Below are 23,744 nucleotides of genomic sequence, written 5' to 3'. Positions count from 1 at the left end.
CAGCAGTCTTTTCATTATGATTTGAAGCTTGTTCAAGTACTATCACACACCAAACCTTCTGACCACTTCAATAGAAAAACTCCTTCGTTTTCTGAAGAAAATTATGATATGATTTTGTGACAGAGACACGCTATGAAAGATAAAGGAGGGATGGAACTATGAAGATAAAACAAGTGAGTGAAAACTATGATATCACACCACATACTCTTAGGTACTATGAACAAATTGGTTTGCTATCACCCAACTATACTGAGAATGGGTATCGAGATTACTCATACGAGGATATTGAGCGATTAAATACCATTAGAGACCTGCGTTTTTTTGATGTGTCACTTGAGGAAATTAAGAACTACTTGGATACAAAGAATAAAGCGCTGACTAAAGAAATCCTTCATTTCGAGATGGAGCAATTAGAAGATAGAATCCATGCGTTAAAAGAGAAACAAGATTTGTTAAAAGAGCGAATTGACTTGCTTGTCTACGCTGAAAAAAAGCAAAACTATGAAATTGAACGTACATTTTATGAAGAACGGTACCTTGTTTTAAGTCAAGAGAAAGACACAGTGGGGAAAGACTTGTACTTTGAACTTAAACGCCTGCACAAACAATTTGAAAAAGAACTGCATGCCAATAATCAAAATGTTTTCGGAACGATTTTACTGCCGCACGAAGACGCATTTAGGCATCAAGTTTTCTATTGTCTGACAAACGATTTGGCAGATGAGAAGGCATTTACAATGCCTGCAGGAGAGTATCTCGCTATTTATTATACGGGCACATATAAGCAGCGCTTAGCTGCTTTAGCAGAACTAAAAAGTTACCTAAAGAAAAATAGACTGGTCGCGAAAGGAAATTTTTATGAGTTCTACTTGATTGATTTTCATGAGACGAATTTACCGGAAGAATACGTGAGTAAAATAGAAATTCTCCTTGATCAACCCGATTAAAACAGAATCAATCAAGGAGAAACGTATCTATTGGTACTTAGTGATTCAGCAAGTTTATCGATAAGATGACTTATGAAATAGAACTGTTCTTATTTCTCTACTTTGGTATCCATTGAGTAGGTGGGAGTAGTTTCCTTTAGAATGACTCGTGTTACGTGCTTTTCAGATTCTACTAATAAGAAAAGTAGAGTTGCTGGGATAACACTGATAAGCAGTTCGGATAAAGTTAAAGAGGTGGTCTGTAAGATACTTTGCAATGGTGAAAAATAGACCATTCCTAATTGGAGAATCGCCATAACAAGTAATGAGTAAATCAAGGCTTTATTCTGCTTGATTTTGTTACTGAAGGCTGAATCCGTGATCTCACGACAGTTGATCATGTAAAAAGCTTGACCGAAAACGATCGCATTGATCAAAACGGTTTGTCTGACAGCTTCGTCGCCGAATGCATTCATCGTTAGAAAGCCGAAGAAGGTCAAGAGTAGGCCGACATAAACGATTCGAAAGAGTGTATATTTGGAAATGATTTTTTCTTTCATATCACGAGGTGCTCGATTCATGATCATTTTGTGAGCTGGTTCAAAACCTAACGCATAGGAGAGTGTAATTGACGCAACTAGATTTAACCAAAGAATCTGCACTGTGCTTAGTGGTAAAGGAAGATTTCCCAACATAGAAACGATCAGCAAAAGCCCCTGGGCCAGACAGGTTGGCAAGTAGAAGAGGATCGTCTTTTTTAAATTATCAAAAATTCGACGGCCTTCTTTGATTGCTTTTGCAATCGTTTCAAAATTATCGTCAATGAGGATCATGTCGGCAGCTTGTTTACTAACATCGCTTCCTTTAATTCCCATGGCGATCCCTACATCTGCTTTTCTAAGTGCGGGTGCGTCATTGACCCCATCACCAGTCATTCCAACGATTTCGCCTTGTTCTTGTAAATAAGTAACGATCATCAGTTTATGCTCAGGTGTCATTCGGGCAAAAATATTGGTATTTTTTACCACTCTTTGCCACTCATCTGTGGATAAACGATCCAATTCAGTTCCAGTGATTGCCCGTTCAGAATGGTCGATTCCTAATTTTTTGGCAATCGCTTTTGCGGTCGTTGGGTGATCCCCGGTGATCATTACGACTCTGACCCCGGCTTTTTTACAATCTGCTACCGCTTCGATCGCTGATTCTTTTGCTGGATCGATAATGCCAGCTAATCCGATGATTACGAGCTCGTCCATCTCTTCATGAGTCAATTCAGTCGTTGTATCTACATCTTTATAAGCAAACGCGATCACTCGTTGTCCCTCTGAAGCAAAAGCCAAATTGATCTTTTCCCACTGTGCATGATCAAACTCCGCTATCTGCCCATCAATATGTGCAGCAGTCGCTTTATTTAAAACGATATCTGGAGCACCCTTTACAAAAATCCGCTTTTTCCCATTGATCAAATGGCTTGTTGCCATATACTTATATTTTGAGTCAAAAGGTAATGTTTCTAGACTCTTGATCCGCGGTGTGCCAATACGATTAGTCCAACGTAATAAAGCTAATTCTGTTGCATTTCCGGTCACTGGACAGTGGCGATCATCGAAACTCTGTGTTTCTTGACAGTTTTGCATGATTTTGGCTAGCAGTTCGTTGTTCGAAGAATCTGTTTGGTCTTCATGATCAATCACTGTTACCTGATTATTAGAAAACACATTGGTAAGGGTCATATCGTTTTTGGTCAAAGTACCTGTTTTATCAGAACAGATGACTGTCATTGAGCCAAGTGTTTCGACAGTAGGCAATCCCTTTACGATCGCATTTTGCTCAGACATATTTTTCACGCCGGAAGACAGAATAATCGTCAAAATAGAAGGCAATCCCTCAGGAATAGAAGAAACGATCAAAGCAATGATTGCTGACACGATATACATCGGACTCATGCCATAAATGAAGTAGCTGATCAATCCTAATAAGAAGATAAAGACGCCGATCCCTTTAAAAATAGCATGATTCATTTCGTTCACTTTTTTCAATAAAGGGGTTTCTTTCACTTCAATGGTTGCTAAAGAAGCATTGATTTTACCAATCTCAGTGTCCGAGCCAATTCCAACAACGAGCCCTTTTCCAGTTCCTGACTGTACTTGCGTACCTGAATACGCCATATTGGTTCGTTCAGCAAGTGCTATTTGCCCCTCTAAACGAGCAGTTGTTTTTACGACTGCATCAGGCTCTCCAGTCAGAATCGATTCATCGATTTTTAGTTGATTCACAGTTTCCATACGCAAATCAGCAGGAATAACATCACCAGGTGCTAAATAAACACGGTCCCCTGGAATCAAATCTTCTGCATCGATTGAAAGACGTCCGTTTTCAGATTCGACTGTCGCCTTTGAACTAAGTAATTTTGAAATGCTAGATAGTGAATCATCTGCTTTTCTCTCTTGGTAGTAACCAATCATTGCGTTTAAAACGACAACGAGTAAAACGATCGCTCCTTCAACTAAACTTCCCGTAATAAATTTTAAAACAGCTGCACCGATCAAGACATACATTAACGCATCGTGGAAGTAAGATAAAAACTTCTTCCATTCGGGTGTCTTTTCTGATGCTTGTAATTTATTTTTCCCGTGTTTTTCTTGATACGCTTTACGTACCTCATTTGTGATAAGCGTCTTACTTGTCGCTGACTGCACCTTTTCAATATCCAAATTATGCCATTGTTTCATTATTTTCCCTCCGTTTTCTTTACATGAATAGCATAAAGGTTAGAGTGACTATAAGGTCAAACGTTTTTTGAAAATATTTTTTACCTATAGGCTAATTGCAAAAAAAATTCTTTAGATGGGCTGAAAATGGCGATTTGGATCCGTGTTTCGTTATAGGAGTCAAGGCGCTTGATTGATGAAGGTACCTACAAAAAGGCTAGCAAAACTATTATCAAATGGCTAAATCAATGTCCGCTGGTAAACTTGATGCCCAAAATACCAACTATTAACAAGACGACGAAAACCCAAGTCAGAAGGGATAGCTGGTCTTTAAAGAACACGACCCCCACAATAATCGATCCCACCGCACCTATCCCTGTCCAAACAGGATAAGCGATACTTAATGGTAGGTTTTTGACCGCTAAAGCCAAGAAGCCAAAACTGAAAAGCATTCCGATGACTGTTGAAATACTATACCAAAAGTGGCTAAACCCGTTGCTCAGTTTCATGGTAGATGCCCATACGACCTCAAAAAATCCTCCTAAAAGTAAATAAATCCATGTCATAATTTATTCTCCTCCTCAAAAAAAAATAAGCATTCAGTAAACTCTTCAAGGACCTAATGAGTTTACCAAACACTTCTATCACCCGGTGGTGTTTTGGATATTCAATTAATGTAACAATAATAAAATCTTAGCTGAAAAGAGGCGGAATGTCAACGATAAGCGAAGTCAACTATCAAGTTTTTTTCAAGAACGAAAGGTAATTTTGTCGTCTAGATAGCCAAGGAAATCAAGGTTCAATCAGTTTGTCTTTGACTAGCCATTAAGTTATTTTTTAGCAAGTAATTAAATAGTTGTAAAAAGATAAGATGTTAGGAAAACTAGTTATTAATCATACGTAAAGTTATATTATCATTTCTTAATTTAGATTCTAAGCAAAAGATTCAATTCAAAATTACTATATTTTTCTAATAAATAAAAAAAATAAGCAATTTTGTTTGAAAAAGCTTATACTACTTTTTGACTAATCTTGTAAACTTATATAGGGGAGGGCGTATTTCTATGTTGTCAGAAGAACTATTGATTGATAGGTATCGTTATGAGTGGGTAATTCTTAAATACATAGAGAATTATAAAAATCATTATTGTACAGTTTCAGAATTAAGTACGATTTTGGCTATTTCTAGCTATAAAGTTGAAACTTACATAGATGAATTGAATACGTATTTGAGCTTAATTTCCAAGGATACTGAAATTTATATCAAAAAATCAGGAGAAATTACTTGTGCTAATCTGGATTACGTAACAGTAAAAAAAATAAGAATTAAGTTTATGAGAATTTGTGAACTTTTTAATATTTTGGATAATTTCTTCATTAATGAGATTCCTATGAAAAAGCAAGTTGGTTTGCTTCACAGCAGCCAGACCTCTAGCTATGTGAAGTTTCGCCATTTAAAGTCTTTATTAAATGAAGAAAACATTTTGATTAAAAAGAGCAGAATTATTGGGAATGAGTTAAGCGTACGCAGTATTTTTTTTAGTACTTACTATGAATTATTTAACGGCATTGAAAATCCTTTTCCAAAAGAAATTCGTCAAATGACCGATAGAATTATAAAGCAATTTTCATCACAATATATAGTAACTATCCCCAGAACAAAAGAAATAAAACTAGCAATCTTTATTAGTGTTTGGTTCATTCGAATAAAAAATAAACATTTTATACAAGAGACTTATGTAGACTATGTGAAAAATGATTTTACGAAGTGGTTGAAAAAAGCGATAAACAGTGACTCTTCGATCGACGATGAACAGATAGAGAATGAAATTGGTTATTTTTTGATGTTCTGTCATTTTGAAATCGACAATGAACAATTCGTTACGAAGTTTATGACATTTGATTTGTATCAAGAAGCAGTTAAGTTGACTCAAAAATTTATTTCTATGTTTTTTGACACATTCAGTTATGAAATAAGAGATGATTTTATAGAGAAGGAACTAACAAATATACATATAAAATGGTTAGTTTATCGCTTTAAAAATCAGTCATTCATTATCAAAGGGAAGTTTAATTATTTTCAGGAAACCAATCCAGCAATTGATAAATTTATTCAGGATTTTTTTCGGGAAATAGAAAAATCCACTTTTTTCCAATCTAATTCCGAGAAAAACAAGCTTTATTATGACTATCTTTTCTTATTAGTTACGCAGCTACCCATGGAAGAAATTGAGACACCTTTAAATATCTGTATTGATTTTTCTCATGGGAATAATTACAACAGCTATATAAAAATGATGCTACAGTCATTACAATCGATGAATCTTATCTTTGAAGCCAAAATCAGTAATAATACCAAGTTATTTCTTTCGGACTGTGCTATGGATAAATTGAACTGTGAACAACTTATTTGGAAAAAACCGCCTACATCTAATGATTGGAAGGAACTGGGAGAGTTGCTAGTACAACTAAAGGAGGCAGCTTTTGAAAGATAAATATTTTTCATGGGTAGTTTTGCCCTTTTTTCTAATCAATCAAATGAGTTTCTTGCCTAGCGAACATACGAAAGAAGAAGCACCTGTATATGCGTTTGAAGTAGGTTCCAATGAGAATGAAATCGTCGTTGAGAATGATTCAGAAAAATTAGCGAAATACAGAAAACAAAAGGAAAATTTCCTCTCAATTGAGCAACAATTAACAATGTTAACGGAACAACCTTATTTGCTTTCAAATGATAAACCCATCTATTTAGGAAGAATTTTAGAAAGTATGTCTGGGGGAATTTTATATGGAAGAAAGTACACGGAATATTTGCATAAAAGATAGTAGTTGAAATAGATGAATCTTGTAGCAACGGTATAAAAATGTCAGTATGCAACACATTAATAGTATAGAAAAGGAATCGGTGAATATGAAAAGAAGAATTTCTACTTATTTTAGCCTTTTAGTAATTGTAACATCTATCTTGGTTGCGCCATTACACGCGATTGCTGAAATGAGTATTGGTGAAACCCAAGGTACACAAGCCACAAGTGAGACGAGTGATGTAACAAATAGAACAAGTGAGTCTCAAAGTGAAACATCGACCACCACATCAAGTGGATCGGTAGAATCTACAGATTTACAGAATACAGAGGTACAATCAGATCTTAAATCAGAAACTTTACAGACTTCGGAGAAACAATCAAGAGCGCCAACCATTGCTCCATTTTCAGCAGTTGATGATGTGATCACTTCCTTTAGTATCACGGATAAAAATGGAGCTCCTCTGACGGAAGCTGTTGGACAGTGGGAGACATTTCGAATCAATGGGACGTTTGATCTACCAAATAACCAAGTAAAAGAAGGAGATACGACAACGATCACCTTGCCGCCTGAACTTAGATTTGGTAGTAACGAATCCTTTGAATTAAAAGATTCGAACGGTAACATCGTCGCCAATGCAACCGTTTTGTCAGATTCAAAACAGATTATTCTGACCTATACAGATTATGCAGAAATCCATTCAGATATACATGGCTCTTTTTATTTTTACGCGGGCGTTGATTCAACAATTGTTCAAGAGGAACAGATAATAACGACGACGATTGATGTTGAAGGAACGACCTTTCCAATTGAAATTGATTATGCTGGTATAGATACAACCACATATCCTTTAACGAAATCTGGTTGGTTTACAGACGGAAGTGATCAAACGATTCAATATTATGTTGCAATCAATCGAAGTAGCGGTAACTATCCTGATGCTACGATCACCGATGCGATAAATAGTCAGGCTGTCAATTATGTTCCAGGTTCGTTCATTATTTATAAAGGAAAGTGGCAATTAAATGCTGCTGGAAATGATTGGGAATTAGTAAATCGTGTCAACGTGACTGGAGATTATGAAATCAATATTTCTAGTGATCAACGATCATTCTCAATAGATTTTGGAGATATTGGTAGTGAAGATCAATACGCAATTTACTATAAAGCAGAATTAGCGTATACACCTGTTGATGGAGAGAATATCGTTAATACGGCTGTATTGACATCAAATGACGTAGTGATAAAGGATGGCGTTGCCTATACAAATTACCAAAAAGGAGGAGGCGAAGCCGAAGGATATAATTACACGGTAAGTATTCTTAAAACGAATGAATCAGGGGAAGTTCTTTCTGGTGCACATTTTGAAGTTCTACGTGAGTCAACGGGACAAGTTGTAGGAAAATTGATAACAGATGACGAAGGGCGAGCTTCTATCAATGATCTTCTGAAGGATAATTATACGATAAAGGAAATAAAAGCTCCTGCGGGTTATGAATTATTGGATCAGGTACTAACTGTTACTCCAAGCGACTTTGGCAACGATAAAGAAGTGACGAAAAATGTTGTAAACAAGAAAATAGAAAAACCTGTCGCTTTGACTCTAGAAGCAAGTAAAGAATTGACTGGCAAAGCACTAAGTGCGGATGAATTTCAATTCCAACTGTTGGACGAGCAAGGGGAAGTGCTCCAAACTAAGAGCAATGATGCCAAAGGAAAAATTTACTTTGATGCAATCGTTTATGACCAAGCAGGAACATACAAGTATACGATCCGAGAAGTCGCAGGAACAGATAGCACGATCACCTATGATGACACAGTCTATCATGTAACGGTAAATGTGGAGGATCAATCGGGGCAATTAGTGGCAAGTCCAAGTTATGAAGGCAGTGCTGCTTTTAAAAATAGCTATAATCCCGCAAAAGGAAGTGCGGTTCTAGAAGCAAGCAAAGAACTAACTGGCAAAGCACTAAGTGCAGATGAATTTCAATTCCAGCTGTTGGATGAGCAAGGGGAAGTGCTTCAAACCAAGACCAATGATGCCAATGGGAAAATTTATTTCGATGCGATCGACTATGACCAAGCTGGCACATACAAGTATACGATCCGTGAAGTCGCAGGGACAGATAGCACGATCACCTACGATGACACAGTCTACAATGTAACGGTAAATGTGGAAGATCAATCGGGGCAATTAGTGGCAAGTCCAAGCTATGAAGGCAGTGCTGCTTTTAAAAATAGCTATAATCCCGCAAAAGGGAGTGCGGTTCTAGAAGCAAGCAAAGAACTAACTGGCAAAGCACTAAGTGCAGATGAATTTCAATTCCAGCTGTTGGACGAGCAAGGGGAAGTGCTTCAAACCAAGACCAATGATGCCAATGGGAAAATTTATTTCGATGCGATCGACTATGACCAAGCTGGCACATACAAGTATACGATCCGTGAAGTCGCAGGGACAGATAGCACGATCACCTACGATGACACAGTCTACAATGTAACGGTAAATGTGGAAGATCAATCGGGGCAATTAGTGGCAAGTCCAAGCTATGAAGGCAGTGCTGCTTTTAAAAATAGCTATAATCCCGCAAAAGGGAGTGCGGTTCTAGAAGCAAGCAAAGAACTGACTGGCAAAGCACTAAGTGCAGATGAATTTCAATTCCAGCTGTTGGACGAGCAAGGGGAAGTGCTTCAAACCAAGACCAATGATGCCAATGGGAAAATTTATTTCGATGCGATCGACTATGACCAAGCTGGCACATACAAGTATACGATCCGTGAAGTCGCAGGAACAGACAATACGATCACCTATGATGACACAGTCTATCATGTAACCGTAAATGTGGAGGATCAATCGGGACAATTAGTGGCAAGTCCAAGTTATGAAGGCAGTGCTGCTTTTAAAAATAGCTATAATCCCGCAAAAGGAAGTGCGGTTCTAGAAGCAAGCAAAGAACTGACTGGCAAAGCATTAAGTGCGGATGAATTTCAATTCCAGCTGTTGGACGAGCAAGGGGAAGTGCTTCAAACCAAGAGCAATGATGCCAATGGGAAAATTTATTTCGATGCGATCGACTATGACCAAGCTGGCACATACAAGTATACGATTCGTGAAGTCGCAGGAACAGATAACACGATCACCTATGATGACACAGTCTATCATGTAACCGTAAATGTGGAGGATCAATCGGGGCAATTAGTGGCAAGTCCAAGCTATGAAGGCAGTGCTGCTTTTAAAAATAGCTATAATCCCGCAAAAGGGAGTGCGGTTCTAGAAGCAAGCAAAGAACTAACTGGCAAAGCACTAAGTGCAGATGAATTTCAATTCCAGCTGTTGGACGAGCAAGGGGAAGTGCTCCAAACTAAGAGCAATGATGCCAATGGGAAAATTTATTTCGATGCGATCGACTATGACCAAGCTGGTACATACAAGTATACGATCCGAGAAGTCACAGGAACAGATAGCACGATCACCTATGATGACACAGTCTACAATGTAACGGTAAATGTGGAAGATCAATCGGGGCAATTAGTGGCAAGTCCAGCGTACCAAGAATCGATTCTTTTCAAGAATACTTATGTATCACCAAAACTTGGGAAAGTAACTCTGAAAAAAGTAGATAGCGAAACAGGAAAGCTACTGGCAAATGCAGAGTTTGAGTTGCAAGATTCGAAAGGAAATATTGTACAGAAAAAAATAGTTACAAATAAAGATGGAAAAGTTGAGATAAGCAATTTAGACATAGGAGAATATCAGTTAGTTGAAACTAAAGCACCAGATGGGTATCAAATCGATAAAACCCCTATCAAATTTTCAATAAATGATCGTTCAATTAAAGCAACCAGGGAAAAAGAGTTGGAGAAAGAAAATAAAAGGATAAAAAAATCAGATAGTGATGCTCTGCCTAAGACAGGAGAAACTGTAGATCAACGATATATACTCGTTGGATTGTTCTGTATCATTTGTTTCATCTTTTTAATAATACTAAAAAATAAAAAGGTCAAGAAACAGTCTTAATTTTGCTTACTATGAATGAGAAAAAAGAACTATCAAAATAAGATTAGTCATATCAACAAAAGGAGCTGGATTCCCCAGCTCCTTTTATAATTGCTTGATACAGCTCAAAAAGTGGTGATAGTCACTTTTTTGTAAGATTGCTTGTTGAATATCTTCACGATCCATCAATTCTAATAAAAGACTATAGATTTCTTCGGTATCTTCATATTCGTCTTTTTGAATCGCAAAGAGAAAGACAAATTTAACCAAATCACCATTTCCCCAATCAACACCATCAGGAATGATCGCCACTGAAACGGCTGAGCGTTTTGCCAGCAATGTCATGGGGTGGGGGATAGCAAGCCACTCGTTAATATTGGTCTGATTGATTGCTTCTCGTTTTTTCACACTGTCATAAAAATCTTGGGGCACAAAATCTTTTTGGTACAATTGCTGCGCCATTTTCTTTAGTAAGGTTTCTTTATCTGCATGATTTTCATGAAGAAAAAATGCTTTTTGAAACAATGAATAGATGCCGTCTTTTGTTTCACTGAGCGTTTCAATGAACGGTTCGATTTTGCCAATTTCTTTATCTAGCTTGGCCATGTTGATGTAAATAGAGGGAACCGAAAACTGTTCTAATGGAACGGTTGTGATCACAAAATCAATCGCAGAAAGATCACATTGTTGTAGCTCGACGTAAGAAAAGCGATCAACGACTTCGATCGTTTCTTGATAGTGCTTGATAATTTTTGCTTCAATAATACGACTCATGGCTCGACCAGTTCCACAAACAAGGATGACGCGATGTTTATGATGATTTCTGATGGAACTCCTTTCCATAGCACCTGCGATGTGCAAAGCGATATAGCCGATCTCATCAGGAGAAAAATAAAAACCGTGTTTCAGGCTTACCGTTTCTAAATGAGTCAAACATAAATCATAAGCCTGTGGAAAAGATTTTCTGATCGTTGCCAGCAATGGATTGCTACGGCGTGCATCCATTAGATTCATATTGATAAAGCCCTCAATATGAGATGTCAGATCTTCTATTAGCATCTTGTCTGTCTCTAATGCATAGTTTGACGTCTGTTTGATCGCAGTCAATAATTCTTCCACAATGGCTTTTGCAGTTTTCGTGGAAGAATCGCTTGCATCACCTGTTTCAACTAAACGTGGTGCATTCATCGCGAGATAGTAAATGAAGTATTGTTTTTCTCCAGCAGTCAATTGTATATCAAATGCATGATCGATTTCTTCTAAGAAGTGACCTACAACTTTCTGGGCATCTTTTTTGAGCGCGGGCACATGCAAGGGAAATTCGTTGATCTGATGACCGGCTATAAAGCGACTGATTGCTAAAGCAAAATGAGAAAGAATGTTTTTATGATAGTAGTCAGAGTCTAACAAGTCTAAGGACGCCAGATGATTTAATGACAATTCTTGCAAACGGGTCAGATCAATCGTATCAAACAACTCAAGTTCCATTTCCGTGAAGCCGACCAAATACTCTTGGAGATCTTTTTCAATCAACAGATCACTGATTGCTTGGCGTTTGGCGAATTCGTTACCCAAGACTTCAAAGCCAATATTTGGACGATTTACTATTTTTAATTGATAGGTCGCTAAATTGTCTCGAGCCGTTTTTAAGTATGAGTAAAAGGTGTTTTTACTAATAAATAATCGATCAAGAAAATCATCTAAGGATAAAGGGTTTTCATTCTTAAATAAAAGGAAAAGTAGATAGGCTTGTCGTTCTTCACTCGTAGTCAGAAAGGACTCGGTAGTTGACATACTTTCAGTCCACCAGTCATGAAATTGCTCTTTTGAACCAATAGACAACAAATAGCCTTGCCCTCGAATCAACTTGATGGAGGCACCGACATTTGTTAACAAATCATTCAAATTTGCAATGTCGGTCCGAACCGTTCGCTCAGAAATCGAGAAGTTTTTCGTTAACTCCTTCATTGGTAGCGGCGCCGTTTGTCTAGTTAATACTTCCATTAGATCATTTAATCGTTGATAAGCAAGTTTTGACACTTGTTTCACCTCCGTGCTCTTTCTCATCATACAATAGAAAGAATAAGAAGGAAATGCTTCACCAGTACCGAAAATTTCCAGAAGAGTTGGCAATCATTTTGGAAAACGCTTTACTAATGATTGCCACTTGAATTGGAAATTTGTTGTGTTTACATCGTGAATCAGAAACCGTAAATTAAACGTGTACAGAAAATAAACCACACGAATTACGCTAATGGTTTCATAATAAAGGAAAGGAGCAGATGAGATGGATTTTCAGGAAAAAAATATTCTCTTGAATGTGGCTGTTACATCAAAAGAAGAACTGTTTCACGTGATTGCACATCATGCCTATGAATCAGGGATCGTTACCAATGCAGCAGATACATGTGCGGCATTCATTGAACGGGAAGCTCAATATTCAACCGGCTTACAAGAAGGCTTTGCTATTCCACATGCAAAAGCTGAACCGGTTTTGGAACCGACCGTTTTGTTTATTCGTTTAGAGCAAGCCATCGAATGGGAAACTTTCGATGATTCGGCAGTCAAAAATGTGTTTGCTTTGATGGTCCCTAAAAAAGATGAAGGAACGGTGCATCTGCAAATGCTGAGTCGTCTAGCAACCGCATTGCTTGAAGAGACATTCATCCAGCAGATTCAACAATCAGAAGACAAAGCTTATTTAGCAGAATTAATCAAAAAGGAAATGATGGGAGAGAAAATTATATGAAAATAGTAGGGATTTCCGCCTGTCCAGCAGGATTGGCACATACACCGATGGCGGCAAAAGCTTTAGAAAAAGCTGGTGCGAAACTTGGCTATGAGGTCAAGATCGAACAGCAAGGCTCGTTAGGGCAAGTCAATGAGATCACTGCAGCCGAAGCAAAAGAAGCAGATTTCTTGCTTTTAGCGACTGACCAAAAAGTTGTTGGGATGGAACGGTTTGAAGGAAAACCGCAAATTCGAGTAAATATCAATACGTGTATCAAAGCACCGGAAGCGGTGCTGAAGAAATGTGTCGCTGCTGTTGAACAAAGAAACGCAAACTAAAGGAAAGAGGCAAGGATGATGAAAAGAGTTCTAGCAGATTTAAAAGGCCACTTGATGAGTGGAATTAGTTTTGTACTGCCATTGATTATTGGTGCTTCACTGGTTGTTGCCATTCCGAAAATGATTGCTCTTGGTATGGGGATCACAAGCTTAGATCCTTATGCTGACACGGAAGGCTTTAAACATGCGCTTTATTTGATTGAACAAGTAGGGTGGACAGGAATCGGCTTGATCAATACTGTCTTGGCTGGTTTTATCGCGTATTCTGTTGGAGATAAGGCTGCGCTAGGTGCCGGCTTTATCGGTGGTGCAGTCGCTTCTAGCACCAATGCTGGGTTTTTAGGGGCAGTTATTGCTGGGTTCTTAGCAGGATACTTAGTGAAGTGGGCGAAAGAACATATCAAATTACCGGAGTCGTTTGCTGGGGTGATGCCGCTGGTAATTTTACCCTTGATTGCTACATTGTCTGTAGCAATCGTCATGGGCGCCTTACTCTCTGAGCCATTGGCGTGGATCAATACTAGTTTGGTTGAATGGATCCGAACCATGATTGAAAATGACGTTAACAAAATTTTACTGGCAGTCATCATGGGGGCAATGATTGGCTCTGACTTAGGGGGACCTGTAAACAAAGCTGCTTGGATGGCAGGAAATGTGTTACTAGCGGAAGGGGTCTTTTTGCCAGCTATCATCGTGAATGTTGCGATTTGTGCGGTACCATTTGGATATGCCTTAGCAACTTTGTTCCACAAAAATCGATTCAACAAAGAGCTACTGGATGCTGGGCGTAATAACTTTATTATGGGGTTCATCGGAATCACAGAAGGAGCAATTCCTTTTACATTAGTCAATCCATTACGGCTTGTGCCGATCAACATGTTGGGAGGAGCAATCGCTTCTGGTTTGGGGATCGCATTAGGAATGTATGACAAAATGCCGCCAGTTGGGGGAATATACGGCTTCTTCACTGTTGGAAACGGTTGGGCGTATTTGATTGGACTATTTGCAGGAGCAGCCTTCATCGGTTTTGTCGCGCCTTTATTCGTGAATTTCAATAAGCAAGAAGAACAAACAGAAGATATTGCCCTCGATGATATTGAAGTGAGCTTTGAAAATTAAGCAACAAGGCTGATTAGCTAAATAGTAGCAAAAGAAAAGGCACGAGCAGGTGATTTTTCAAGAACGCTTTAAGGCATCTGACAATGTCAAGACTTGGGGAAGAAAACGAGAGTATTTGAAGAGAATCGATTTTCAAAATTCGAAGTATTTGTGTAAGAATCAAATTATGCGTACCAGATGGTAAAAAAATTGAGAAAAATTAATAGGCACGAACGACACCCATCGTTACGTGCCTTTTTTAATCACGGGAGAGGAATGATTGAATGAAAAAAACAGTACATGTCGTACCCCACAGTCATTGGGATCGCGAATGGTATTTTACGACGAGTCGCTCGAAAATCTATTTGATGCACGATCTAAAAAACGTCATTGAACAACTAGAAAAGGATGATCCTTATGAAAGTTTCATTTTAGATGGACAGGCTTCTCTGTTAGATGATTACTTGAAATGGCGCCCACAGGACAAAGAAAGGATTCAACAACTTGTTCAACAAGGGAAGTTGATCATTGGTCCATGGTACACACAAACCGATCAATTAGTGATTTCGGGAGAAAGCATTGTTCGAAATATGTTATATGGCATGAAAATTTGTGAAGCATTCGGAACCTACATGAATGTCGGCTATGTGCCAGATTCTTTCGGACAAGCAGCTAGTATGCCGCAAATCTATCGTGAGTTTGGTATCACTGACACGATGTTTTGGCGCGGTGTCAGTGATGACGATGTTAAATGCACAGAGTACAAATGGCGTGGAGAAGATGGTTCTGTGGTCAATGTTTATCAGATCCCAAGTGGGTACTACATTGGCGGTGCCATTCCTGAGCGAGAAGTAGAATTAGCAAAGTTCTTACATCAAGAACCGTTTAAAACGACTTGGGGACGCAGTGCAACGGATCAAGTGTATTTTCCAAATGGTTTCGATCAAGCACCAGTTAGAGAAAATCTTCCAGAATTGGTTGATCGAATGAATCAACTGTATCAGGATGAGTATGTGTTACAATTTTCAACGATCGAAAAATACATTGCTGCGGTCAAAGCACGCCATCCTGAGTTGGAAGAAATCGCTGGTGAACTGATCAACGGCAAATTGATGCGAATCCACAAAACGATTTTTTCTTCACGTCCTGATTTGAAGGCGATGAACACCCAGATCCAACATTACTTAGTCAATGTCATGGAGCCTATCTTAACCATGGCTATGCAATTAGGATTTGAGTACCCCGTAGAAACAGTCATAGAGATTTGGAAGTTAATGTTTGAAAATGCGGCGCATGATTCGATTGGTTCTTGTGTTTCTGATACGACCAACGAAGATATCTATATGCGCTATAAGCAAGCGCGAGATATTTCTATGAATCTTGTCGAATTGACGTTACGACAGATTTCTACTGCAATCAACAACCCACAAGCAAAAGAAATTACTTTTACGCTTTTCAATACCTATGACACAAAACGTAATGGGGTGATCGAAGCAGAGGTTTATTTGCCGCAAAAAGAGTTTGCGATCCTTGACCAGTCAGGTCAGGCGTTACCTTATACGATTTTAGAGCTTACCGACCAAACGGAGTATGTGTTGAATCAGGGGAACATATTAGATCCAGTCAAGGAGATCTATTTGCCGGAGAAAGTCTATAAAGCAAAAATTGCCATAGAAACGACTGACGTGCCGAGTATGGGGTATACCCAGCTGACGATTGATTTAAAAGGTGATACAAGCGCACCATTGCAGGAGATTACAACCAATACGATCGAAAATGAGTACTATCAGATCACTGTCAATAGCAATGGTTCGTTGGATATTCTAGATAAAACCAATCAAGTGCTTTATCAAAATCAAGGGATTATTGAAGAAAATGGCGACGATGGTGATTCATTCAATTATTCACCACCTGTGAAAGATTTTGTGATTTCATCAATTGATGCGCAACCAACGATCTCGATTCTGCAATCAGCGATCTACCAAAAGATTGATGTGGCATTCACCCTGAGGGTTCCGAAGGATTTAGCTGAACGTGCAGAAAAGAAGATCTCGGCTTCACTGCCGATCCAATTGACGATCGTGTTAAAAAAACAATCGCAACAAATTGATTTCAAATTAACGGTTGAAAATCAACAAGTGGATAGCCATCGGGTATGTGTGCTATTTGATACCGGAATTGCCTCGAAATTTTCGCTGGCTGACCAACAGTTTGGTACATTGCAGCGTCCGGTTATGTTTGAAAAAGAAATGGCCCTTTGGGAAGCCAATAAAGAGCAATGGAATGAGCAACCGATCGCCATAGAAACGTGTCAATCGTTTGTCAGTTTATTCGATGCATCCCATGGCGTAGCAGTAATGCCTCAGGGTGTACGTGAATATGAGATCGTGGGGGAAGCGTTTGATACGATTCGCTTAACGATTTTCCGAACCTATGGCTTCATGGGGAAAGAGAATCTACTGTATCGTCCAGGGCGTGCTTCAGGAGAATCAGTGATTGCGACACCAGCTGCGCAGTGTCACAAAACGATGCATTTTGATTTTTCTGTTGCTTACTTTGCGCAAGGATTTGATCAAGCAAATGTTGCGCAACGTGCCAAACAAGCAGTAACACCGATCACGCTTTATCAATCCGCAGAATTCCTGAATTCCCGATTGATTTTTACTTTAGGGCCGGTTGAACCAACCTTACCGGCAAACTATAGTCTTTTTGAGATCAATGGCAATTTGACCCTAAGTGTATTGAAAAAAGCCGAAGCTCGTCCAGGTTATATTTTGCGTCTATACAATGGGCTTTTAGATGAAGTTGGACACGCGACGATCACATTTAACCATCCAGTGAACGTAGTAGAAACAGTCGATTTAAAAGAAGCTACAAAAGAAGCACTTCTTGTGGAAAAGAATGTAGTCACTCTTGAAAAGATAGGCCATGCAAAATTTGTGACATTGTATGTAGAATAATTGCTAGTGATCGAGAGTAAGGATATTCAAGTGCAGAGTTGAAGAAAATTCATAGTGAAAAAGTCAACCTCCCGTATACATTTTAACCAGATGTGTATGGGAGGTAGGTTTTATTTTTGACTATTTTTAACAGTTTTTGTTGAGAGTCTATCAATTCACAGCAATGAAAGGCAAAGAATTTTCTCAGCCACAGCTTTTCCTAAAATTTCCCCTCCAGTTTGAGAAAAATGCAGATGATCCCCCGAATCAAATGCAGAAGCTAATCTCGTTTTATCAGAAGGATCTCTTACCATATCATTGATATCGATCGTATTTGCTTGAGTCATTATCCATTGATTAAACGCAGTTCGGATAGCTTCTTTTTCCTCGGTCCAACTCGGCTTTCCTTGGTTGTAAGAATAGTTAAAAGGGGGAAGCGTGAGGGGAACAAACGGAATGTCTGCTTTTTTTGCCAGATTTATTAGAACTTTGTAGTGTTTGATCAACTCATCTTTGGTAGGTAATTCTGAAAGTGGAGAGCCCGTTCCTGGATGAAATAAGTCATTTAACCCAATCAATGAAACGATCAAATCTGGCTTTTGATCCACGACATCTGCTTGGAACCTGTCGATTCCTGCAACACCAAAGCTGTCTTTCCAACGAGAAATCCCTGAACCAGCATGTGTCAGACGATTGCCTGATATGCCAGCATTAAAGCTTGTTGCAATCAGACCACGTTTGTTTAGATTGTCGATGACACTATCACTAAAATATCCTTGATTCGTCAAAGAGTCGCCAAAAAAAGCAATGACTTTTGCATCAACTTTCGTTTCTAGAGCAACTGAAGTAATCCCAAAAATAAAGTTATTGGTTTCTCTTATATTCGAATGGACTACTTGATCAGATAGTAAGTTTGCCGAGGAAGATACTCGATTGATCTCGTTGGAGAATAATGCCTCTATCAGAATATCGGCTCCTTTGGTTACTGAAAAATCAATGTCATCTGTCCATAAAGTGGATCCAGCTGGGACAATGAATTGTGGTCGATTATCTAAGGTAATAACATTGGATTGTTGGTTTCCCGGATTACTACTGATTTTTATCGACTCTACGTTTAAATCAAAAGAATCATAGCGGTTACAAAGTTCGAGTGCTAATCGTTGTCCAGAAAGCGGCTGCTTGATTCTTAAACGTAATTTACGTCCATTAGGAGAAAAGTTTAGTACTTGGTAATTAGAAAATACTTGATGCCAAATTATTTTTTTCATCATATATCACCTTACAGTTCATCTGCAGCTTTCATTTTATCATTGAAACCAAAAAGCCAAGTCAAAAGAAAGGATAGCAAAAATGTTCCTATATGAGAGAGTAGATAAGCATAGAAGTTTTTATCGATCCCTGCAACCGGGTTGATAAAAGAGGCAAATCCTATAACCCCACCTGCGAATCCATAGTTGACCAAGTGAAGGAAACCTGCTAGAGCACCACCAAAAATATTTGAAAGGGTCACGAGATAGAAGACTTTTTTGTATTTTAGTAGAATACCATAGATTGCAGGTTCGCCAACACCGCATATTTGTGAAAGAGTGGCAGCAAAGGCAACTTGTTTTAGTTGAGCTTTTTTTGTTTTCAATGCGATTGAGCACGTTGCACCCGCAATACCCATCATCAATACAGACGAGAAGGCATTCATCATACTAAATCCGTTAACAGTTAAATCGTTGACGATGATCGGAATCAATGGCCAATGCATGCCGAAGACCACTAAGACTGGAAAAAGTGCGCAATAGACTGCTCCGCCAATAATCGTGTTAAAGTCAAAAATGGTACTAATTCCGAATGCTAGCCCATCACTAATAATCGTTATGATTGGTCCGATGATAAGAAGAACGGCTAAGCTTAGTACCAGAACTTCAACGATTGGTGACACAATGAAAGAAATCACGAGAGGAACAATTTTCTTTAAAAACTTTTCAACATACGTTGCTAACCAAGCAGCGACCAGAATAGGGAAAACCGAAGCTGTATAATTCATAATGGGGAATTCTATGCCAAAAATAGCGACCTTCGCAGCTGTACTTGAAGCAATAGTGACTATATTTGGATGAATGAGTATCGCACCCACGACTGCCAGAACAATAGGATTCACCTTTAATTTTTGAGCTGCAGTAAAACCTAAGATGACAGGTAAAAAATAAAAAATGCCATCTGCAATCGTGCTAATCAATAGATAAGATTGCGAACTATCTTGTAATAAACCAAACGTCACCAACGAAGCTTGTAATCCTTTGATTATTCCAGCTCCTGCAAGAAGACCGATGACGGGCATCATTGAACCTGTAATTATGCCAATAAACTGATTGAAGCCATTTCGAAATAGCTGAAGAAAATCACTATTGGAATCATTTTCCACCACTCCCTCTGTAGAATCAAAGACTTGATCATTGTTTAACTGGCGCATTACTTCCTCGTAAATAGCATTTACTTTGTTTCCAACAACCACCTGATATTGTCCTTGAGCTTCTACTACGCCCATTACATCATCCAACTCTTTTATCTTAGTTGTATCGGCTTTCTCTTTGTCCACTAGATAGAAACGAACACGTGTAATGCAGTGGATCACATTTTTGATATTATTTTTTCCACCAACGTACTCAATCATGTACTCCGCTAACTGTTTGTCACTCATAATGAAACCTCCTCATTTCTTTTAACCGGTTAGGCCCATTTTAAATTTGTTTAAACAAATAATCAAGCATTTGTTTAAACAAATTTAAGTTATTTGTATAGGTAGAATGATATCATGTTATAATCAACTGAAAGAGTGAGGTGGAACTATGGTGAATAAGTTTCGGGATATATATGACACTTTGAAAAATGAAATTAATGAGGGACTCTATAACGATGCAATGGTTTTACCGACCGAAATGGCGTTAATTGAGCGATTTGGTACTAGTAGAAATACAGTTCGCAGAGCGATTCAACTGCTTAATGAAGATGGATTGGTTTATAGTGTGAAAGGAAGAGGGGTAGTTATTCTTGAAAGAATCGAGATTGACAAGAAGTCTTTCAAGGTAGGAAATTTTCAAGGATTGAAGGCACTATCCGCAGATACTGAGGTCGAAAAAAAAACAATTGTGCAAGAATTTCACGAGTTGACTGTTGATGATTCATTAGCAAAAAAAATTTCATTTCCGGTTGGTGAAAGAGTATACCTTGTGAAACGATTACGCCTCATTGATGGGAAAGCGATGATGTCAGATACGAGTTATTTCAAAAAAAGTATCGTTAAGGGGCTTAATGAGAAAATCATAGCCGGATCAATCTACGACCATATCAAACAAAACTTAGATTTTAAAATCGCTGCATCAAAGTCTATAATGAAAGTTGAATCTGCAAAAGATTCTGACTTTAAAGAATTAGCTTTAGGAAAAAATAATTGTGTGGGAATATTGGAAAATGCGGTCTATAATGATATGGGAAAATTATTCGAATATACGACAATCAGGTATATTCCTAACGAATATGCACTCATTTCATTTGATCAAAATTAAAAACTGGTTTAGCTAAATAACATAAAAGATCATAGCAAAGGGATTTCTAGTACATTGTCTGTATACTTTTTTTCTATTGCACTTGTACAAATCAACTAGCTGTCATTTATTTCTAAGTTGATAAATGAATGTGAGTTATCTAAAACAAGACCGAATAAAAAGCCAAAAGGTGGGAGAATACTATGAGAATTAGAGCTGCTGCATTGTCTGATCATAAAGAACTAGCTCATTTGTCGAAAGTACTAGGCTATCCAATCGAAGAAGAAGTATTGATCGAAGGCCTAAAGAGAATTTTAGCTGAGGAGGATCATCTCTTGCTGGTCGCTGAAATAGAGGGAAAAGCAGTTGGAATGATTGAAGCACAGCCATATTCAACAGTTTATTCTGCCGGGCGATTTTTTAATGTCCTAGGTTTGGTAGTGGATGATCAAGTGCAAAAGCAAGGCGTTGGCGGGAAACTACTGTCGGCAATTGAAGCAGAAGCCCGACAGCGAGGAATGCAAGGCATTCGATTAAATTCGAATGTCAAACGCCATGCTGCCCACAAGTTTTATGAAAACCATGGCTATCACAGCAGTCATGAACAGAAACGGTTTATCAAGGAATTATAAAAATGCAAAGACGCTGGAGGAGTGACAAACGACTCTTCAGCGTCTTTTTTGTATTCACTATAATTGTTTCAAAAGTCTAGTATTTATGGAATCAAAGCCAACAACAGCCGTTTAATCTCCTCATAAATCTCTCCGGTCTCCGGCGTCGCACGCTGACGATTCTGAATGATAAAAAGATCACGATAGCGGTACTCTGGATCAAGTTCCTGCCAAGGCAACTCTTCTGGTAGTGAAAGTTTCGAGATGATCGATTTGCCGATGTTTTGTTTTAGTAGGGACAAAATCACTTCGCTGTTATTGGCTTTGATGATTTGCGGATGCAAGTGCTGTGCGTACAGATAGGTTTCGTTAATGTAGTACATCCCCGAGTCGTTTTCCCGCAAGACCCAAAAATCAGAAGCGAGGTTGCCTGCTAACACCAATTCATCGCGATAAACGAATTCTTTTTGGATCAATGGCGAAACGATTGATTTTTCGATCAGGCCAATATGGGCTTTGTTTGATTCGACGGCATCGATTACTTCTTGAGAATTCATGATTTTGATTTCAAAAGCAAACGTTGGAAATTCTGCAATCAGCTGCGCCATGATGCTGGGCAGTAAGTAGACGGCGGTGGTATTCGAACAAGCGAGCACACACTCTGTTTTAAAATTTTTAGTGTCTTTGGCTTGCGAAAAAATAGTGGACATTGAGCGGAGAGACTCGACCACACGAGGATACAAAAACTCCGCTTGGCTGGTGGGTAAAATCAATTGTTTTCCTTTACGTTCAAAAAGTTTGAAGCCAAGTTCGGCCTCTAAGCGTTGGATTTGCAAGGAAATCGTTGGTTGAGTTTTATAGAGTTGTTTGGCGGCAAGACTAAAGTTTCTCGTTTCATAAACAACAATGAAGGTTTTGAGCAATTCAATCATTTTGGGGACTCCTTTATTATTAATAATATTTATAATTAGTATTTAAAAGTATAATTTTACAAATAGTTATCAGGTGATTATAGTATAAGTGTAGAGAAAAAAGAAAGCAAATTTAGTTGAAATTTTCATACGTTTAGAAAGGATGAGTTGATGAAAACATCGATCCAGCATTTTTTACATTCATTGCCAATCCCGATTTGTGGCTTGATTTTAGGCACTGTGTCTTTGGGGAATTTATTGTATTCAGAAGGAATGGAGACGGTTGGAAATGCGTTTTGTACCCTTGGTATTTTCATCATGGGGCTCTTCCTTCTGAAAGTATGCTTTACATTTAAGCACACGATGTCAGAGTTGCAAAACCCAATCGTTGCTTCGGTGGCGCCGACCTTTACGATGGCGCTGATGGTGATTTCCACTGTTTTTGAACGGGTCATTCCCAATGCAGTGGTGAATGATCTGCTCTGGTGGGGGGCTATCGGCTTACATTTTGCTTTAATGATCTATTTTGTTGTCGTGCATATTTTGCCTGTCGACCTTTCGCTGGAATACATTTATCCGAGCTGGTTTATTACCTTCGTCGGTATTGGCGTCATTCCCAATACTTCTGCTGTCTTTTTTAAAGAGCTGGGGGAAGTGATCGTCTGGATCGCATTGGTATTGTATTTTGCGCTTTTGCCGATTATTTTAAAACGAATCGTCCATCAGAAGCTGACGGAACGTGCGGCAGTTCCTTTGATCACGATTTTAACAGCACCAGGTTCTCTTTGCTTAGCAGGTTACCTTTCCGTATTTGAACAAGGCTCTGCTTGGTTTGTCGCCTTTATGCTGTTATTGTCACAAACGATTTATTTTTGTGTCGTCGCTTATATGAAAAACATGCTGGCAGTCGGCTTTTACCCAAGCTATGCGGCATTTACGTTTCCTCTTGTGATTTCAGCGACTGCTATGTTCAAATCAGCGCTGTTTTTTGCGAATCACCCACTGATATTTGGGTTTCTACAAGCCTTAACGATTATTGAAACAAGCTTTGCCGTGATTGTCGTCTGCTATGTGTTAGGAAAATATGCAATTCATTTGTATCAGCAAGCCAAAGCGCTGATTGCCGGTCATAGTTACTAAGGAAGCA

General features: G+C 38.6%; 17 protein-coding genes. 11 read left to right on the top strand and 6 right to left on the bottom strand.

Going from position 1 to position 23,744, the window contains the following annotated elements:
• Positions 1 to 158 precede the first annotated feature (158 nt).
• Positions 159 to 947: a MerR family transcriptional regulator gene (locus tag IGI89_RS01490; protein WP_008377156.1), complete on the top strand. Its 789-nt coding sequence runs from the start codon at positions 159 to 161 to the stop codon at positions 945 to 947.
• 89 nt (positions 948 to 1,036) lie between these two features.
• Here the strand turns inward: IGI89_RS01490 and IGI89_RS01485 are convergent, their stop codons facing one another.
• Both IGI89_RS01485 and IGI89_RS01480 read right to left on the bottom strand, forming a co-directional pair.
• Positions 1,037 to 3,658, bottom strand: coding sequence for an HAD-IC family P-type ATPase (locus IGI89_RS01485; protein WP_438735193.1), 2,622 nt, complete (start codon positions 3,656 to 3,658; stop codon positions 1,037 to 1,039).
• 224 nt (positions 3,659 to 3,882) lie between these two features.
• Positions 3,883 to 4,203, bottom strand: coding sequence for a DMT family transporter (locus IGI89_RS01480; protein WP_005237430.1), 321 nt, complete (start codon positions 4,201 to 4,203; stop codon positions 3,883 to 3,885).
• 498 nt (positions 4,204 to 4,701) lie between these two features.
• On the opposite strand from IGI89_RS01480, the gene IGI89_RS01475 reads away from it, so the two are divergent.
• From IGI89_RS01475 to IGI89_RS01465, 3 genes are all read left to right on the top strand, one after another.
• A complete protein-coding gene (locus IGI89_RS01475; protein WP_429947447.1) occupies positions 4,702 to 6,132 on the top strand; it encodes a hypothetical protein in 1,431 nt (476 codons plus the stop codon).
• Complete coding sequence (locus IGI89_RS01470; protein WP_016619463.1) at positions 6,122 to 6,463, top strand: hypothetical protein; 342 nt, start codon at positions 6,122 to 6,124, stop codon at positions 6,461 to 6,463. Before IGI89_RS01475 ends, IGI89_RS01470 begins: the two co-directional genes overlap by 11 nt.
• Positions 6,464 to 6,548: 85 nt before the next feature.
• Positions 6,549 to 10,457, top strand: a complete 3,909-nt coding sequence (locus IGI89_RS01465; RefSeq protein WP_438735190.1) for a Spy0128 family protein — start codon at positions 6,549 to 6,551, stop codon at positions 10,455 to 10,457.
• 84 nt (positions 10,458 to 10,541) lie between these two features.
• Here the strand turns inward: IGI89_RS01465 and IGI89_RS01460 are convergent, their stop codons facing one another.
• Positions 10,542 to 12,476: a BglG family transcription antiterminator gene (locus IGI89_RS01460; protein WP_438735188.1), complete on the bottom strand. Its 1,935-nt coding sequence runs from the start codon at positions 12,474 to 12,476 to the stop codon at positions 10,542 to 10,544.
• Between the two features lie 247 nt (positions 12,477 to 12,723).
• Here IGI89_RS01460 and IGI89_RS01455 point away from each other — a divergent pair, with 247 nt between their 5' ends.
• The 4 genes from IGI89_RS01455 to mngB all read left to right on the top strand — a co-directional run bounded on the left by IGI89_RS01455 (position 12,724) and on the right by mngB (position 17,563).
• Complete coding sequence (locus tag IGI89_RS01455; RefSeq protein WP_016621827.1) at positions 12,724 to 13,185, top strand: PTS sugar transporter subunit IIA; 462 nt, start codon at positions 12,724 to 12,726, stop codon at positions 13,183 to 13,185.
• A complete protein-coding gene (locus IGI89_RS01450) occupies positions 13,182 to 13,505 on the top strand; it encodes a PTS fructose transporter subunit IIB (protein WP_005237427.1) in 324 nt (107 codons plus the stop codon). The genes IGI89_RS01455 and IGI89_RS01450 overlap by 4 nt, the downstream gene beginning before the upstream one ends.
• Before the next feature lie 18 nt (positions 13,506 to 13,523).
• On the top strand, positions 13,524 to 14,624 hold the full coding sequence (locus tag IGI89_RS01445) for a PTS fructose transporter subunit IIC (protein ID WP_008377165.1): 1,101 nt from the start codon (positions 13,524 to 13,526) through the stop codon (positions 14,622 to 14,624).
• Between the two features lie 263 nt (positions 14,625 to 14,887).
• Positions 14,888 to 17,563 (top strand): mannosylglycerate hydrolase, encoded by a 2,676-nt coding sequence (mngB, locus tag IGI89_RS01440; RefSeq protein ID WP_194188906.1) that lies wholly within the window; start codon positions 14,888 to 14,890, stop codon positions 17,561 to 17,563.
• A 155-nt stretch (positions 17,564 to 17,718) separates the two neighbouring features.
• Here the strand turns inward: mngB and IGI89_RS01435 are convergent, their stop codons facing one another.
• On the bottom strand, positions 17,719 to 18,810 hold the full coding sequence (locus IGI89_RS01435; protein ID WP_225869260.1) for a GDSL-type esterase/lipase family protein: 1,092 nt from the start codon (positions 18,808 to 18,810) through the stop codon (positions 17,719 to 17,721).
• An 11-nt stretch (positions 18,811 to 18,821) separates the two neighbouring features.
• On the bottom strand, positions 18,822 to 20,231 hold the full coding sequence (locus tag IGI89_RS01430; RefSeq protein WP_438735185.1) for a PTS transporter subunit EIIC: 1,410 nt from the start codon (positions 20,229 to 20,231) through the stop codon (positions 18,822 to 18,824).
• Positions 20,232 to 20,379: 148 nt separating this feature from the next.
• On the opposite strand from IGI89_RS01430, the gene IGI89_RS01425 reads away from it, so the two are divergent.
• Both IGI89_RS01425 and IGI89_RS01420 read left to right on the top strand, forming a co-directional pair.
• A complete protein-coding gene (locus tag IGI89_RS01425) occupies positions 20,380 to 21,096 on the top strand; it encodes a GntR family transcriptional regulator (protein ID WP_429970160.1) in 717 nt (238 codons plus the stop codon).
• 182 nt (positions 21,097 to 21,278) lie between these two features.
• A complete protein-coding gene (locus IGI89_RS01420) occupies positions 21,279 to 21,707 on the top strand; it encodes a GNAT family N-acetyltransferase (RefSeq protein ID WP_008377173.1) in 429 nt (142 codons plus the stop codon).
• 83 nt (positions 21,708 to 21,790) lie between these two features.
• Here IGI89_RS01420 and IGI89_RS01415 read toward each other — a convergent pair whose 3' ends face one another.
• Positions 21,791 to 22,618: a LysR family transcriptional regulator gene (locus tag IGI89_RS01415; RefSeq protein WP_429970161.1), complete on the bottom strand. Its 828-nt coding sequence runs from the start codon at positions 22,616 to 22,618 to the stop codon at positions 21,791 to 21,793.
• 150 nt (positions 22,619 to 22,768) lie between these two features.
• Between IGI89_RS01415 and IGI89_RS01410 the strand changes: the two genes are divergently transcribed.
• Entirely contained in the window at positions 22,769 to 23,737 is a 969-nt protein-coding gene (locus tag IGI89_RS01410; protein WP_438735183.1) for a TDT family transporter, read from the top strand.
• Positions 23,738 to 23,744 lie beyond the last annotated feature (7 nt).

This window comes from Enterococcus sp. AZ141 (assembly GCF_051714385.1).
Classification (GTDB): domain Bacteria; phylum Bacillota; class Bacilli; order Lactobacillales; family Enterococcaceae; genus Enterococcus_D; species Enterococcus_D entomosocium.
This window is presented reverse-complemented; position numbering and strand designations above follow the sequence as displayed.

What these genes read in the sequence shown, in the direction of transcription:
- IGI89_RS01490 (WP_008377156.1), top strand. Translation starts at nt 159, where the DNA reads ATGAAGATAAAACAAGTGAGTGAAAACTATGATATCACACCACATACT.
- IGI89_RS01485 (WP_438735193.1), bottom strand. Translation starts at nt 3,658, where the DNA reads ATGAAACAATGGCATAATTTGGATATTGAAAAGGTGCAGTCAGCGACA.
- IGI89_RS01480 (WP_005237430.1), bottom strand. Translation starts at nt 4,203, where the DNA reads ATGACATGGATTTATTTACTTTTAGGAGGATTTTTTGAGGTCGTATGG.
- IGI89_RS01475 (WP_429947447.1), top strand. Translation starts at nt 4,702, where the DNA reads ATGTTGTCAGAAGAACTATTGATTGATAGGTATCGTTATGAGTGGGTA.
- IGI89_RS01465 (WP_438735190.1), top strand. Translation starts at nt 6,549, where the DNA reads ATGAAAAGAAGAATTTCTACTTATTTTAGCCTTTTAGTAATTGTAACA.
- IGI89_RS01455 (WP_016621827.1), top strand. Translation starts at nt 12,724, where the DNA reads ATGGATTTTCAGGAAAAAAATATTCTCTTGAATGTGGCTGTTACATCA.
- IGI89_RS01450 (WP_005237427.1), top strand. Translation starts at nt 13,182, where the DNA reads ATGAAAATAGTAGGGATTTCCGCCTGTCCAGCAGGATTGGCACATACA.
- IGI89_RS01445 (WP_008377165.1), top strand. Translation starts at nt 13,524, where the DNA reads ATGAAAAGAGTTCTAGCAGATTTAAAAGGCCACTTGATGAGTGGAATT.
- mngB (WP_194188906.1), top strand. Translation starts at nt 14,888, where the DNA reads ATGAAAAAAACAGTACATGTCGTACCCCACAGTCATTGGGATCGCGAA.
- IGI89_RS01435 (WP_225869260.1), bottom strand. Translation starts at nt 18,810, where the DNA reads ATGAAAAAAATAATTTGGCATCAAGTATTTTCTAATTACCAAGTACTA.
- IGI89_RS01430 (WP_438735185.1), bottom strand. Translation starts at nt 20,231, where the DNA reads ATGAGTGACAAACAGTTAGCGGAGTACATGATTGAGTACGTTGGTGGA.
- IGI89_RS01425 (WP_429970160.1), top strand. Translation starts at nt 20,380, where the DNA reads ATGGTGAATAAGTTTCGGGATATATATGACACTTTGAAAAATGAAATT.
- IGI89_RS01420 (WP_008377173.1), top strand. Translation starts at nt 21,279, where the DNA reads ATGAGAATTAGAGCTGCTGCATTGTCTGATCATAAAGAACTAGCTCAT.
- IGI89_RS01415 (WP_429970161.1), bottom strand. Translation starts at nt 22,618, where the DNA reads ATGATTGAATTGCTCAAAACCTTCATTGTTGTTTATGAAACGAGAAAC.
- IGI89_RS01410 (WP_438735183.1), top strand. Translation starts at nt 22,769, where the DNA reads ATGAAAACATCGATCCAGCATTTTTTACATTCATTGCCAATCCCGATT.